Source organism: Humibacter sp. RRB41 (genome assembly GCF_022761015.1).
GTDB lineage: Bacteria > Actinomycetota > Actinomycetes > Actinomycetales > Microbacteriaceae > Humibacter.
This window is the reverse complement of sequence record NZ_JAKWJQ010000009.1, coordinates 25674-39800: the sequence shown is the minus strand read 5'-3', so window position 1 is coordinate 39800 and position 14127 is coordinate 25674. Positions and strand designations below refer to the sequence as shown.

Sequence of the window (14127 nt, the reverse complement as noted above, 5' to 3'; positions counted from 1 at the left end):
CCTCTACTGGATGCCCAGCCCTGCGCCCAGTCGGGCGACTGTCGGAGCGCCTGCCCGGCTGCCTGTTTCGCCGGTCGGTTGAGTGAATGGGTCGTCGTACTTCTCGCTGCGGATCCACTCGGAGGCGATGCCCGAATGGAGCAGCGCGGCGGTGGTGTGGCCGACCATGCGTGGCGAGCCGCACACCATTGCGAGAAATCCATCCCACGGACCATCCGCGGCAGCGACGTCGCCGATCAGGCCGCGCGGCCCGGGGAACGATGGGTCGTCGGAAACCGCGAATCCGGTCTGCAGCCAGGGCGCACCGGCGTACCGATCGAGTTCGGGGTTGGCGTAGAACCCCCAGGAATGCCGCACACCGTGATACAGCGCGACCCGCGGGCCGGTCCCGCTCGAACGGTGTCGCTCGGCGACTTCGTCCAGCACGGCCAGCAGTGGAGCGATGCCCGTTCCGCCACCGACGAGGAGGAGGTCCGGCCAGTCGCCGTCGGAGGGCAGGGTCAGCAGATCACCGACCGGCGGGCCGAGCCGAACCCGGTCACCCGCCTTGACATCGCGAAGCAGGGCTCCGCTGACCTGACCGCCCGGTACGAGTTGAACATGGAACGTGATCGTGGAGTCAGCCCGTTGCGGATGCGTGGGCGACAGGTAGCGCCACTGGCGGGGCCGCTGAGGAACTTCGACCGCGAGTGACTGCCCGGCCCGGTACGCGTACGGTTCGTCGGTCCGGATCGTCACCGTGCCGACATCCATTCCACGCCGCTCGGTCGCCACCACCTCTGCGACCCAGGTTGCGGGTTCCGACTCAGCGCCCTCGGCGGCGGTGATCATCGTCGTGGCGATCAGCCCGTATGCCTCGGCCCAGTCGGAGGCCAGCTCGGCCGTCCACGTGTCGCCGAGGAAGTGCTTGAGCGTCGCCAGGAGGGATGCCCCGACCGCCGGATAGTGACCGGCGATCGTTCCGAACTTTCGGTGATCGCGGCCGAGGTCTTCGATGTAACCGACGACTTCGCCGATGTCGTCGACGTTGCTGACCATGCGGCCGAGTGCTTTCACGAGCCGGTCACGCTGCGTCGCCATCGTGACCGGGAACAGATCCCGTACCTCGGGGTGCGTGAGAAAGAGATGCGCGTAGAAATACCCTGGGACGGCATCACCGTGAGCTGCCACCTGAGCCCAGGTCCGCTTGAGCGCAACCGCATCCACCTATGTTGTGTCCCATCCGCTACCGTGCAGTGTCGAAGGTCGACGCTAGCGCGAGACCCGGGTTGTCCCCAAATCGGGGGACAGGGATCCCTCGGATCCGATCAGCGCGCAGACGGGATGCCGGTCGCAGCGCGGGCGATGGCAGTCCTGCGGAGCGTGCCGAGGGCTTCACCGAGCCGCTTGACGGCGTCGTCGGAGAGTGGTTCTTGCACGAGGCGGCGTAGCTCACCGTCGAACGCCGGGAGCGCGCGTTCGAGGAGGGCTTCACCCTCCGACGTCAGCTCGAGAATCGACGAGCGGCGGTCGGCCGGGTTGGCTCGGCGGGCACAGTGGCCGGCGGCTTCAAGCCGATCGACCGCCTGACTGGTGCCTCCGACCGTGATCGCAAGGGCCTGGGCGATGTCGAGAACGCGACACTGCGGTGCCGCATCGATGACCATCATGAGGTTCAAGTTGGCCAAGGTCAGGTCGCATTCCTTTCGGAGCCGGTCGTCTACCGCTCCCCACAGCACCGTTTCGAACCGCACAAGGTCGTCGAACACCTGTCGCACGTCGGTCACCATCGCCAAGCCTCCTCGGATCGACCTCACACTATCTTAGATACAAGCAGGTTGTTGCTAAGCTAATTAGTGCTAATCTAAATCACGGTCGATCCACGACCGGCCCACCGTGCGGGCAACGGCACGACAGGAGATCTTCATGACTGCACAACAGCGCGACCTGGTTCACCAGATCCTCCGGGACGCACCCTTCGACCTCGGCGGCGATGTCGCCATCCACCGTCCCCTTCTGGAGCAGATGCTCACCGCGCAGCCCCTTCCCGAGGATGTGCGGACGACGTCAGGCGAGCTCGGTGGCGTCCCGGCGATCTTCATCGACATCGCCGGAGTGGAACCGAAGGGGACCATCTTCCACATGCACGGAGGGGGCTTCGCCCTCGGCTCAGCACGCGGCTCCATCGGGCTGGCGTCGGACCTGGCCCGTAGGACGGGCATGCGCGCCGTCTCGATCGACTATCGGCTGGCGCCGGAGGCTCCGTATCCCGCGGCTCTTCACGACGTCACCGCCGCATACCGGGCATTGCTCGAGCAGCTCGGCGGCGCGGGCGGCGTTGTCGTGACAGGCGAATCCGCCGGCGGAAACCTTGCGGTCGAACTTCTCGTCGCTGGCAGAGCCGAAGCTCTGCCGATGCCGGCCGCCGTGGCGGTGTTCTCGCCGATGACCGACCTCACCGTCTCCGGCGACAGCTTCACGAGCAAGGCGCAGGTCGACCCGAACATCAGCGCCGACGCCATCCGCACGCGCGTCGCCGAGTACCTGGGTGGCACCACCGACGCGACGGACCCGTTGGTCAGCCCGGTTTTCGCCGACCTCACCGGGTTGCCGCCCTTGCTGATCCAGGCAGGTTCGCACGAAGTGCTTCTCGACGACGCCACGCGCCTCGCCGTCAAGGCGGCTGCCGACGACGTTCCCGTCATCCTCGACGTCACTCCGGATGTTTCCCACGTCTTCCAGGCGTTCGCCGCCATTCTCGAGGAGGGCGACGCTGCGCTGAACAGGGCCGCATCCTTCGTGGAGAGCCATGTCAAGGAACCGGCCCTCGTCGTTTGACCCGCTTCAGACCTCGAAGTAGAACTCGGTGTGCAGTCTGCAGCCCGGGTTGAACGGTGCGGCGCACGCGGGGCATCCATCGACAGCGAGGTACTCCGTGATCGTCAGCAGGTTGCCGCACACCCCGCAGAGCACGGCCGGTTCGGCCCGGGAGGCGACTGGCCACTGCCGCGCGGGGTGGCCGGCCGTCTCTGCATGACACAGATGGCAGGGATAGAACTCGCGGCAGCACGCGAACTCGATCGCGATCACATCCTGCGGCGACCGATAGTGGATGCAGCGAGTCTCGTCGTCCACGACGGGACCGAGAACGCGCGGCCGGGTTTCGCTCACGCCGGTCCGTCCTGGTCGGACGTGGGCGTCGAGGGCGCGGATTCGTCGACGAACCGGGTCAACAGTTCCTCGAGCGTCGACAGTTCCGCTGGGGCGAACGACTCGAACAGTTCCTCTGCCGCCCCGGACGCGAGCCGTTGGGCCGTCGCGAAATCTTCGACGCCCTTCTCCGTCAGGGTGAGCTCGGCGACGCGCTTGTCGTTCGCCGACTGGGTTCTGCGCAGATAGCCGAGGCGCTCCAGGTCCTCGACCGTTCGGGTCATGCCCGCCTTGTCGCTTCCCGTGAGCCGGATCAGATCGCGCTGCGTTGACACACCCTCTCGTCGGAGCAGGAGCAGCACGCCGAAGTGGCGACCGGTCAATCCCAGCGGAAGAAGCGCTCTGTTCAGCGAGCGAGCGGCTCGCTCGTGCGACTGACGCAGCAGCAGACCGAGCTGCAGATTCACACGAGGCCTTGCCATCTCACCATCCTATGTTAGATTCAAGTGAATCGGATTCAAATGGATCAGATTCAGTTGAAACTTACTCATCGAATCCTACTCATCGAAAGAGGAACGGATGACGGTCACGTCGACTCCCGAATCGGTGTCGCGACCTCGGCTCGGACCACGCTGGCCCCGCTGGATCTTCCGCATCACGAGCACGATCGCGGCGATCATGTTGTTCGATCAGGCGATCTTCGCGGGTCAGTTCCTCGGTGGCACATACGGCTCGCTCCACGTGCACCGCGAGAACGCCACCTATGCGGGCATCGCGATGCTCGTTTGTGTAGCTTCTGCGGTTCTGCTGCGCTGGCCTGGCCGCGGACCGTGGTGGCCGATGCTCGCCGGTCTCGGAATCTTCGGCCTGATCGCTCTGCAGATCGTCCTCGGCTTCACTCGGGTGCTGACCCTGCACGTGCCGCTGGGCGTCGCGATCATCCTGGTCGCCGCGGCGCTCGCCGTGTGGGCATGGATGCGGCTGGGCCGATGAGCGGGAACGACCGCCGCAGGCTCGGTATCGACCGTCGGACCTTCATCGGCGCCGGACTCGCCGCGGGCGTCGGCCTAGGTGTGGGCATCCCGTTGCTCCAGGGCCTCGGCGGATCGACGTCCACCGGCAATCTGCTGAAAAGTGAACGACCGCTGCCGCAACCGTTCACCCTTCCCTTCCGAGTGCCTCCAACGCTGAAACCGACGCGAACGGATGCCGACGCCGACTACTACGAGATCGTCCAGGCACAAGCGAGCGCGGCGATCCTGCCCGGCGTGAAGACTCCGATCTGGGGATACAACGGCATCTTCCCCGGACCGATCATCGAGAGTCGGCGTGCCAGAACGACGGTCGTCACCCACACCAACAAGTTGCCGGTGCCCACGGTGGTGCACTTGCACGCCGGCCGCACGCCGCACACCAGCGACGGTTATCCCATCGACTACGTGTATCCGACCGATCGGTCGTACATGAACCAGCACTCCGGCATGACCGGCATGGGCGGCGATCCGGCTATGACCGGTGACGTGAGCAACGGCCACCGCACGTACACCTACCCCCTCGATCAGCGCGCCGCGATGCTCTGGTACCACGACCACCGCATGGACTTCACCGGGCCGAGCGTCTGGCGCGGACTGGCCGGCATGCACCTCGTGCGTGATGACGAAGAGGATGCGCTCCGGCTTCCCTCCGGAACACGCGAGTTGCCGATCATGATCACCGATCGCAGTTTCGCCGCTGACGGCTCGCTGCACTACCCGAGCGTCGACGCGAGCCTGCTCGGGCATCCGGGCGTCACACCGGACTACGTCGCCGGCGTGCTCGGCGACGTCATGCTGGTCAACGGAACGCCGTGGCCGGTGGCGCACGTCGACGGGGCGAAGTATCGGCTGCGCATCCTGAACGCGTGCAACGCTCGGCGGCTCGACCTGCGCCTCGACCCTCAGCCCGATGGCGCGATGATTCAGATAGGCACGGATGGCGGACTGCTCGCCTCGCCCCTGCAGCATGAGCACTTCGAACTGGCTCCCGCCCAACGCACCGACCTGATCATCGACTTCTCCGGCTTCGCGCCGAACACCGCTGTGACACTGTTCAACGACTTCGGCGACGGCAACATGTCGCAGGTCATGCGCTTCATCGTCGGGGACAAGATGGCCGACGGCTTCACCGTTCCGAACACCCTCTCCGCGATCGAGAAACTGGCAGCGAGCCAGTCCGTCGTCACTCGCACGTTCCGGTTCAAGACGGGATCGGTCGACCACATGAACGGATGGCTCATCGATGGGCGGCCGTTCAGCCCAGACGACATCGCGGCCTCCGCGGGTCTCGGCACGGTGGAGGTCTGGCGCCTCCTGGCCGATTTCCACCACCCGGTGCACATCCACCTCAACCCGTTTCAAGTGCTCTCGCGCGGAATCGACGGGCCGGGGGAATTCGACGCCGGCTGGAAGGACACCATCGATCTGCGCCCGGCCGAAGAGGCGGCGATCGCCATCAAGTTCGATGGGTACGCAGGCAAGTACGTCTTCCACTGCCACAACCTCGAACACGAGGACATGGCGATGATGGCGAACTTCACCACGCACTGATCCTTCAGCGACCCCTTGACGACACACTTGTTTTTTGCAAGTGTTAACGCATCAGCACACCGACCTCAAGAGAGTGAGACTGCAATGACCGCGATGTTCGTCAATCTGCCGGTGACCGACCTGGAGCGCGCCAAGGCGTTCTACACGGCGATCGGAGGCACGATCAATCCGCTGTTCACCGATCACAACGCAGCCTGCGTCGTGGTGGATGAAGACCACAACTACTTCATGCTCCTCACCCGCGACTTCTTCCAGACGTTCACCGACCTGCCGATCGGCGACCCTGCGACGAACCCGTCGGTCACAGTCGCCATGTTCCTCGACAGTCGCGACGCGGTGGATGCGACGGTCGCCGACGGCCTTGCCGCTGGCGGCTCCGAGGCGCGTCCTGCCGCCGACTACGGGTTCATGTACCAGCGCCAGCTCACCGATCCCGACGGCAACCTGCTCGAGTTCGGCTGGATGGATCCGGTCGCTGCCCAGCAGGGTCCAGAAGCCGCAGCTGCGCAACAGCAGGCCTGAGGTCCATGGCCGCGCGCGACTACGGGCAATACGGCGGCATCACGCAGGCCCTGGAGCTTGTGGGTGAGCGGTGGGCCCTGCTCATCGTTCGCGACTTGCTCGTCGGGCCGCGCCGCTACGGCGAGCTCGCGGCCGGGCTTCCCCGGATTCCGAGCAACATCCTGGCGGCGCGGCTCAAGGAGTTGCAGGCGGCCGGCGTCATCCGTCGGGCGCCGCGTTCCCGGATCATCGTCTACGAGCTGACTCCCTACGGTCGTGAGCTCGAGCCGGTGGTGCTCGCGCTCGGGGCGTGGGGCTTCAAGGCCATGGGCGATCCGCGCGAGGAGCAGATCATCACGCCGGACTCCATGACCATCGACCTGCGCACCGCGTTTCAGCCGCAGGTGGCGGCTCAGCTGCCCATGACTTCCTACGGTGCGCGTTTCGGTCCAGCCGAGCTGCTCATCCGCGTCGATGGCACTGCGCTCGATGTGGTGCGCGGGGACGGGCCGACCGATCTCGCCTTCGCGGCCGGTGCGGGCATCCGTCGCCTCATCTCCGGCGAGCTGGACCCGGATCGCGCGATCGCCAGCGGCGTGGTCGAGGTGTTGCACGGACGCCACGATCTTCTCGATCGCTTCGCTCGCACGTTCCATCTGGCTGCTTGACGAGCCGGCCCGTACGCGTCGCCGAGTGGGGGCGCGACTGGATTCACGTCCGAAGCAGTGCGTCCAGTGCGTCGAGCAATTGCCGCCAGCCCGGTTCCAGCCCGGCCACGGCGGGGGCCGCCGCGGGTGTCACGTCGGTCACCTCGATGACCAGGGCGACGGATGCCTCGTCGTCGCCTTCGATGGTCAGCGTGTGTCGTGCGCGGAACAGCGGAGCACCGTTCCCGTCCACGGGAGCCAGGTCGAAGACGAGCCGCCGATTCGGCACGACTTCGTCGACCCGGCCACTCGACTCGTATTCTGCGGTGTCGCCCTCGCGCAACACGATGCGGATCCGCCCGCCCTGAACGGGCGTCAACTCGAACGCGGCGACGGAGAAGTGTCGCGGCGCCCACCACGTCGCGGCACGTTCCGGGTCGGTCCAGGCATCCCACACCCGAGCGGCGGATGCCGGCAGGTCACGCTCGAAACGAAGGACGCGGGACCCGTCGTCATCGACCGGCCGTCTCGTCTCCGTGTCGATCGCGCTCTCGTAGGCATCCAGCTCGGCGTCGTCCGGGCCGGCTGCGGAGAGCCCCACGAAGTACTCGGCCAACTGGGCGAACGCGCCGCGGTCGAGCCGGGCGACGCGGCGGCGTCCGAGCCTGTGCACTCGGATCACTCCCAGCGCCTCCAGCGCCTGCAAGTGCTTCGTGGTCTGGGGCTGCAGAGCGCCCAGCGCCTCGGCCACTTCGCCGACCGTGCGCGGCTTCTCGGCGAGCAACTCGATGATGCGAAAGCGCGTCGGCTCGCCGAGCGTCGCGAGCGCTCGCTGCACATCGAGTGGCATGGGTCAATGAAAGCAGGCGGAGCGCCTACTCGGCCGAGACGAGAGCGGCGAGGTTGTCGAGTTCGTTCGCGCGACCTGCGAGCAGACGGCCGGTCCACACCTCGTCGTGCAGCGGCTCGACATCCATCACGATGCGCGTGCCATCGGCCACCGGCTCCAACGTGATCTCGGTGAGCTGCTCGTAGGGCTCGTGATCGGGCACGAAGTCGATCACGGAGCGGTAGGCGAGGCGGGTCGGCTCAGCGATCTCGGTGAAGTACTTGCGCGACTCGGTGGCCAGGGGCATCCCGTTCTGCTCCATGAAGGCCACCTGCTGTTGGCCGACGGCCGTCATCGTGTAGTCGAGTTCGCCGCCCGGCTGCAGCTCGAGCCGCGTGACGTCGGTGCGGAAGCCCTCGGGCGCCCACCATTTCGAGATGCCGTCGGCAGTGGTCCAGAGCTCCCAGACCCGGGTGGGCGGTGCGGTCACGATGCGTTCGATGCGTTCTGTCATGACAGCACCATATATTCGTCTAGACGAATATGTCAAGATCTGAAGACGTCCGACCTTCGGATGTCGAACGAGGTCTCAGGTGAAGAGTCGCGTGCTACCGTCGAGGCGGAAAGCGCTATCCCTGACAAGCTCGAGCCGGCTGCAATTGCGAGTTCACATGACATCCCCCTTCGACCGCCACCACTTCGATTTCTCCCCCTGGTCGTTCTGGCGCGAGGCGTCGGAGGAGGAACGCGACCGGCAGCGAGGCCTGCAAGCCGAGTTTCTGAGCAGCCGCGACGATCACCGACTCGGCGAGGACTGCTTCATCTCCGAGCTGGCTGCAGTGCAGACCGATGCGCTCGAGCTCGGTGACCGTACCTACATCGCCGCGAACGCCTACCTCACGGGGCGGGTGAAGCTGGGGCGAGACTGCTCGATCAATTCCTTCGCCGTCGTGCGCGGCGACATCCAGATCGGCGATGCCGTCAGGATCGGTGCCTACACCTCGATCATCGGCTTCAATCACGGCTTCGACGACGTCGAGACCGAGATCTTCCGTCAGCCGCACACGAGCAAGGGCGTCGTCATCGGCGACGACGTCTGGATCGGATCGCAGGTGACGATTCTCGACGGCATCACGGTGGGGGAGAAGGCTGTTCTCGCCGCCGGCGCCGTCGTGACGAAAGACGTTCCCGCCGGCGCGGTCGTCGGGGGCAATCCGGCACGAGTGATCAAGTCGCGCTTCGCGTCGTCGACGAGCACGGTGTCGAAGGAAGGCGGCGCGCTATCGGAGCGGGTCACGGCGTTCGCGGAGCGTGCGCGCGCCCAGGCTCCGGCGGTGCTCGCGCGGTCGTGGCCCGCGGAGATCTCCGGCGGGTTGTTCGTCGACAAGCCGGGCGCGGATCCAACGGTTCGAGCGCAGTGCGACGCGGTTGAGATCGGGGTGCTCCTGCTCGGCTCTCCGCCAGAGCAGCTGCCGGCCGACGAACAGCGGCTGCGGCTGCTCTCGTTTCAGGATCCGGCGACAGGACTCGTGCCGTCGATGGATGCGACGGGCCGGCTTGTCGGGCATCCGCTCGGTCTCGACGACGGCGACGCGGCGTACCACGTCGAATGCGTCGGATACGCCCTCGATCTTCTTGGGACGCGGTTCGGTCATCCGATCCGTGCGATCGCCGACCTCACTGCCGCGGACGTCGTGGAGTTCATGAACAGCCGGTCCTGGACCACCCGGGCCTGGGGAGCCGGGCACGATGTCGACGCGCTCGGCACCGGCCTGCTCTGGAACCTCGAGCAGGGCGTTGCGAGTCGGCCGGGTGTGCTCGAGGCCTACTTCGGCTGGCTCTTCACCCACGTCGACCCGTCCACCGGAATGTGGGGAACTCCTCGAGCCGAGGACGGGCTTCTGCAGATCGTGAACGGCTACTACCGGGCGACGCGGGGCAGCTTCGCGCAGTTCGGGGTGCCGCTGCCGTACCCCGAGCGCGCCGTCGACACGGTGCTGGCGCACAGCCGAGACGCCCGGTTCTTCGACCGCCATCGCTTGAACGCGTGCAACGTGCTCGACGTCGTGCATCCGCTCTGGATGCTCCGTTCCCAGGTCGGCGACTATCGGTCTGGCGAGATCCGGGTGCTCGCGACCCGGCTTCTCGACGACGTGCTGCGCAACTGGGTCGACGACCGCGGCTTCGGATTCCAGGCGCCCGCCGTCGACGGCGGTCCCACCGGGGACTCGGTTCCCGGCCTCCAAGGCACGGAGATGTGGCTCGCCACGATCTGGTTGCTGTCCGATCTGGTGGGGGTGTCGGCGAGCCTCGGGTACCGGCCTCGGGGCATCCACCGGCCGGAGCCCGCGAGGCCGCTGGACCTGACCACCGGGGCCTGAACCGGACTCAAGCCGCCAAGACCGTCGCCAGCGCGTCGAGCGTGACGTTCACGATGGAATGCAGTTGAGACTCGTTTGCGCCCGCGCGACTCATGACGGCGAGCGAGTGGTTCACCGCCGTGATGTGCACGGCAAGTTCGTCCGCCGCCGTCTCGGGCAATCCGGCGCGTCTCAGGGCCGCACGCACCCTGGTCAACTGAATGTTCACAGCCTCGTGCACACGTTCAACGGCCTTCGGCGTCAAGACGGGGATCGCCATGGCGGATTGAACGACCAGGCATCCGTCGGGCACGTCGGGATCCGCGATTCGATCCATCGTGACGGCGAAGAACGATCGGGCGGCGTCGAGAGGCGGAGCGTCCGCGTTCGCCAACGCCTCATCGAAGCGCTTGCCGTACCGGGCGACATAACGCTGCAGGCAGCGCACGAAGAGCGAGTTCTTGTCTCCGAACGACGAGTACAGGGAACTCCGGTTGAGTCCCGTGGCGCGTGTCAGGTCGTCGATCGAGGTCTCGGCGTATCCGCGGCTCCAGAACTGGATCATCGCCGCATCGAGCGCCGCTTCGACGTCGAACTGCTTTCTGCCAGCCATGGATGCCTTCCGTTCCCCTTGAAGATTCCATCTTGGAATGATCGGTCCAGGATGTCTAGAGTGTAGGTCATGACCGAACTCGCGCTCGATCTCCCCACCGCGCTGAACCCTGTGCCCGAGCTGCCACTTCAGCAGATGGCGGGCTTCGCTCATCGCTGGGTGGATGCGAAGGGCATCCCACTGCACGCGGTCGAGGGCGGCATCGCGACGGCGCCGACCGTCGTGCTGCTTGCCGGATTTCCCCAAACCTGGTGGGCGTGGCGCAACGTGATGCCGACTCTGGCCGAGCGCTTTCACGTGATCGCCATCGACCTCCCAGGTCAAGGTCATTCAGGGCGATCCGGTGCCGGCTACGACACCCACACCGTCGCCGACCAGGTTCACGCTGCGGTCAACGCACTCGGGTCGTCGAAGTACTGGTTGATCGGTCACGACATCGGTGCGTGGGTTGCCTTCTCGCTCGCGCTGACCCATGAAGATGATCTCGCGGGCCTCGTGCTGTTGGACGCCGGAATCCCGGGCATCACGCTCCCCGACTCGATTCCGACCGACCCGGAACGCGCGTGGAAGACCTGGCACTTCGCCTTCCATCTCGTGCCGGAGCTGCCCGAGGTCTTGCTGGCGGGCAGGGAGGCGGAGTACGTCCGCTGGTTCCTGAAAGCCAAGACGCTCTCACCCGACACCTTCGATGAGAGCGAGATCGAGCACTATGCCGCATCGCTCGCCGCCGAGGGGGCCCTCGGCGCTTCGTTGGCGTTCTACCGACACGCGGCGGAGTCGGCTCGCAAGAACATCGATGCACTGGATGCCCGGCACCTGTCACTGCCGGTGCTCGGCATCTCGAGCAGTCACGGCTCGATCCCCGACATGGGAGCATCCCTCGCTCCCTGGGCCGATCATGCGTCGGGCATTCGGGTATCGCGGGCCGGACACTTCATTCCCGACGAACAACCTGATGAGGTCGCTGCCGCGCTCATCGCCTTCATCGATCGAGTCGGATGACCCTGCCGGCTCCCGAACCGCTGTGAGCATGGATATCCCCTACCCAACTCCGGCCCAGCGATATATCGTGATGCATCGTCGGGACTCGGTAGAGCCTCAGAGACCTGGGAGGTCATCATGAGCGGTTCATCCACAGGCGGGGGCTTCGGAGCCCGAGGGTTCGAGGGCGGTCGCGGGGGTTACGGCCCGCACCTCGGGGAGGCGATAGACCAGCTTCGATCGATGTTCGAGCAGCGCGTCGGACAGCGCGTCGCGCGCGGCGACGTGCGTGCCGCGGTGCTCGCGCTGCTGGCAGAGAAGCCGATGCACGGCTACCAGATCATCGCCGAGATCGAGCAGCGCAGCGGCGGCGCTTGGAAGCCGAGCGCCGGGTCCGTGTATCCGACGCTGCAGCTTCTGGCCGACGAAGGACTGATCAGTGCCGAAGCGGCCGACGGCCGCAAGACGTACTCGTTGACCGAAGCGGGACAGGCCGAAGCAGATGCCGCCGCCGGCCGCGCAGCGCCGTGGGAGGCATCCGGTCAGGGCGACATGCTGGGCATGGGGCCTCTGCCGAAGGCGGGCGTCGCGCTGGCGCAGGCCGCCGCGCAGGTCAGGCGCACCGGTACTCCCGAGCAGGTGGACGAGGCGGTGACGGTGCTCGACGACGCCCGCCGCAAGATCTACACCATCCTCGCTCAGGACTGACGGATGCCGTCTGCCCCCGCCACTCGAGAACGATCGATCCCCGAAGCGCCCGCGACGGCCCAAAGCGGAGACACCCGCGCCCGCTACCGCCGCATCATGCGGTTCGCGCTGCGCTACCTCGTGCAGACGTGGTGGTTCGAGATCCTCCTGCCGGGCGTGGGACTCGCGCGTGTGGCCGAGCGCGGGAGGGCCGCGCGGTTGACGCGCATCGCGCAGCGCTTCCACAAGCTGGCCGTCGAGCTCGGCGGACTGATGATCAAGGTCGGCCAGTTCCTGTCGTCGCGGCTCGATGTTCTGCCGCCGGAGATCACCACGGAGCTTGCGGGGCTGCAGGACGAGGTGCCGCCGGCGTCGTTCGCGTCGATCCGTCAGCTCGCGGAGGCGGAGCTCGGGGTGCCGCTGGATCAGGCGTTCTCGTCGTTCGATGAGTCTCCGGTGGCCGCCGCATCGCTCGGACAGGCGCACCGGGCACGGCTCGCCGCGTTGGATGCCGCCGACAGCGGTTTCGAACAGGTGGTCGTCAAGGTACAGCGGCCGGGCATCCAGGCGATCGTCGACGTCGATCTCTCCGCCCTGCGCCGGGTCGCGGGCTGGCTCAGCCACCTGCGGATCGTCTCGGATCACGTCGACACCCGCGCCCTGGTGGCGGAGTTCGCGAAGACGAGTCTCGAGGAGATCGACTACCTGCACGAGGCGACCGGCGCCGAACGGTTCGGTGAGATGTTCGTGGGCGACCAGCGAGTGGCCGTGCCGGAGGTCGTGTGGGAGCGCACGTCCAGACGTGTGCTCACACTGTCGGATGTGACGGCCATCAAGATCAACGACGTCGACGGACTGCGCGCGGCGGGCATCGACCCGACCGAGGTCGCATCGGTCTTCGCCGAGGTGATGTTCGAGCAGCTGTTCGGCAACGGATACTTCCACGCCGACCCGCATCCCGGCAACATCTTCGTGACGCCGATCGCCGGCGCATCAGGTGACCCCGGTGGCCCGGCGTGGCGGCTCACTTTCGTCGACTTCGGCATGATGGGCGAGGTCACTGACGAGCTGCGCGACGGCCTGCGCAACCTGCTCGTCGCGGTGGCGGCGCGCGACGGGCGGCGTCTGGTCGAAAGCATTCAGGATGTCGGCATCCTGTTGCCCACCACCGACACGGCCGAGCTCGAACGGGCCATGTCGCAGCTCTTCGATCGCTTCGGCGGCATGGGCTTCGCGCAGCTGCGCAAGGTCGATCAGCGCGAGTTCCGCGACTTCGGCAAGGAGTTCGGTGCCGTGGTTCGCTCGCTGCCGCTGCAGCTGCCGGAGAACTTCTTGCTCGTCATCCGTTCGATGTCACTCACGTCGGGTGTCTGCAGCTCACTGGACCCCGAGTTCAACGTCTGGGATGCGATCGAGCCCTACGCGTCCCGGCTGCTGCGCGAGCAGAGCGGCAACGTCATCGCGTCGGTCGCCAAAGAAGCGGTCTCGATCGCGGGCATCGCCGTGCGTCTGCCCGGACGCATCGATGCGCTCATCACGCGCATCAACGAGGGCACCGTCACGGTGGCGACGCCGGCGATCGATCGCCGTCTCAGCCGTCTCGAGCGCCTCGTCCGTCGGGCGGTCGGCGCAGTGCTGTTCGCGGGACTCCTGATCGGCGGCGTGCTGCTGCTTCCACACGTTCTGCCGCTCGGCATCGTGCTGATGTGCGTTTCGGCGCTGCCGCTGGGTTACGCCGTCGTCGGGGGCGTGGGCCGAGGTCGCTGACGCCACTCTGCCGGTCGAGTAACGCCCG

At 66.6% G+C, this 14127-nt stretch carries 16 protein-coding genes; 9 read left to right on the top strand and 7 right to left on the bottom strand.

Features of this window, described 5'->3' with window-relative positions; translation table 11 throughout:
* Positions 1-3: 3 nt before the first annotated feature.
* Both MJ603_RS18820 and MJ603_RS17760 read right to left on the bottom strand, forming a co-directional pair.
* The gene (locus MJ603_RS18820) at positions 4-1206 is read right to left on the bottom strand and encodes a globin domain-containing protein (RefSeq protein WP_243065097.1); all 1203 of its coding nucleotides are present in this window, start codon (positions 1204-1206) and stop codon (positions 4-6) included.
* Positions 1207-1307: 101 nt separating this feature from the next.
* The gene (locus tag MJ603_RS17760; RefSeq protein WP_243065096.1) at positions 1308-1769 is read right to left on the bottom strand and encodes a MarR family winged helix-turn-helix transcriptional regulator; all 462 of its coding nucleotides are present in this window, start codon (positions 1767-1769) and stop codon (positions 1308-1310) included.
* Between the two features lie 136 nt (positions 1770-1905).
* Between MJ603_RS17760 and MJ603_RS17755 the strand changes: the two genes are divergently transcribed.
* Positions 1906-2817, top strand: coding sequence for an alpha/beta hydrolase (locus MJ603_RS17755; protein WP_243065095.1), 912 nt, complete (start codon positions 1906-1908; stop codon positions 2815-2817).
* 6 nt (positions 2818-2823) lie between these two features.
* Here MJ603_RS17755 and MJ603_RS17750 read toward each other — a convergent pair whose 3' ends face one another.
* Together MJ603_RS17750 and MJ603_RS17745 are read right to left on the bottom strand one after the other, a co-directional pair.
* Positions 2824-3150 (bottom strand): CHY zinc finger protein, encoded by a 327-nt coding sequence (locus tag MJ603_RS17750; RefSeq protein WP_243065094.1) that lies wholly within the window; start codon positions 3148-3150, stop codon positions 2824-2826.
* Positions 3147-3611 carry a MarR family winged helix-turn-helix transcriptional regulator gene (locus MJ603_RS17745; protein WP_243065093.1) on the bottom strand — a complete coding sequence of 155 codons (465 nt, stop codon included), beginning with the start codon at positions 3609-3611 and terminating at the stop codon, positions 3147-3149. Before MJ603_RS17745 ends, MJ603_RS17750 begins: the two co-directional genes overlap by 4 nt.
* A gap of 97 nt (positions 3612-3708) precedes the next feature.
* Between MJ603_RS17745 and MJ603_RS17740 the strand changes: the two genes are divergently transcribed.
* The 4 genes from MJ603_RS17740 to MJ603_RS17725 all read left to right on the top strand — a co-directional run bounded on the left by MJ603_RS17740 (position 3709) and on the right by MJ603_RS17725 (position 6883).
* Positions 3709-4122, top strand: coding sequence for a hypothetical protein (locus MJ603_RS17740; RefSeq protein WP_243065092.1), 414 nt, complete (start codon positions 3709-3711; stop codon positions 4120-4122).
* Positions 4119-5714, top strand: a complete 1596-nt coding sequence (locus tag MJ603_RS17735) for a multicopper oxidase family protein (protein WP_243065091.1) — start codon at positions 4119-4121, stop codon at positions 5712-5714. Before MJ603_RS17740 ends, MJ603_RS17735 begins: the two co-directional genes overlap by 4 nt.
* Before the next feature lie 84 nt (positions 5715-5798).
* Entirely contained in the window at positions 5799-6236 is a 438-nt protein-coding gene (locus MJ603_RS17730) for a VOC family protein (RefSeq protein WP_243065090.1), read from the top strand.
* Between the two features lie 5 nt (positions 6237-6241).
* Entirely contained in the window at positions 6242-6883 is a 642-nt protein-coding gene (locus tag MJ603_RS17725; RefSeq protein WP_243065089.1) for a helix-turn-helix domain-containing protein, read from the top strand.
* Between the two features lie 43 nt (positions 6884-6926).
* Here MJ603_RS17725 and MJ603_RS17720 read toward each other — a convergent pair whose 3' ends face one another.
* On the bottom strand, positions 6927-7712 hold the full coding sequence (locus MJ603_RS17720) for a metalloregulator ArsR/SmtB family transcription factor (protein WP_243065088.1): 786 nt from the start codon (positions 7710-7712) through the stop codon (positions 6927-6929).
* 25 nt (positions 7713-7737) lie between these two features.
* The gene (locus MJ603_RS17715) at positions 7738-8205 is read right to left on the bottom strand and encodes an SRPBCC domain-containing protein (RefSeq protein ID WP_243065087.1); all 468 of its coding nucleotides are present in this window, start codon (positions 8203-8205) and stop codon (positions 7738-7740) included.
* A 157-nt stretch (positions 8206-8362) separates the two neighbouring features.
* Here MJ603_RS17715 and MJ603_RS17710 point away from each other — a divergent pair, with 157 nt between their 5' ends.
* Positions 8363-10072 carry a DapH/DapD/GlmU-related protein gene (locus MJ603_RS17710; protein WP_243065086.1) on the top strand — a complete coding sequence of 570 codons (1710 nt, stop codon included), beginning with the start codon at positions 8363-8365 and terminating at the stop codon, positions 10070-10072.
* A gap of 7 nt (positions 10073-10079) precedes the next feature.
* Here MJ603_RS17710 and MJ603_RS17705 read toward each other — a convergent pair whose 3' ends face one another.
* Positions 10080-10664, bottom strand: a complete 585-nt coding sequence (locus tag MJ603_RS17705; protein WP_243065085.1) for a TetR/AcrR family transcriptional regulator — start codon at positions 10662-10664, stop codon at positions 10080-10082.
* A 69-nt stretch (positions 10665-10733) separates the two neighbouring features.
* Between MJ603_RS17705 and MJ603_RS17700 the strand changes: the two genes are divergently transcribed.
* From MJ603_RS17700 to MJ603_RS17690, 3 genes are all read left to right on the top strand, one after another.
* Positions 10734-11666 carry an alpha/beta fold hydrolase gene (locus tag MJ603_RS17700; protein ID WP_243065084.1) on the top strand — a complete coding sequence of 311 codons (933 nt, stop codon included), beginning with the start codon at positions 10734-10736 and terminating at the stop codon, positions 11664-11666.
* A gap of 117 nt (positions 11667-11783) precedes the next feature.
* Complete coding sequence (locus tag MJ603_RS17695) at positions 11784-12353, top strand: PadR family transcriptional regulator (RefSeq protein ID WP_243065083.1); 570 nt, start codon at positions 11784-11786, stop codon at positions 12351-12353.
* 3 nt (positions 12354-12356) lie between these two features.
* Entirely contained in the window at positions 12357-14099 is a 1743-nt protein-coding gene (locus MJ603_RS17690; protein WP_374230961.1) for an ABC1 kinase family protein, read from the top strand.
* Positions 14100-14127: the final 28 nt, after the last annotated feature.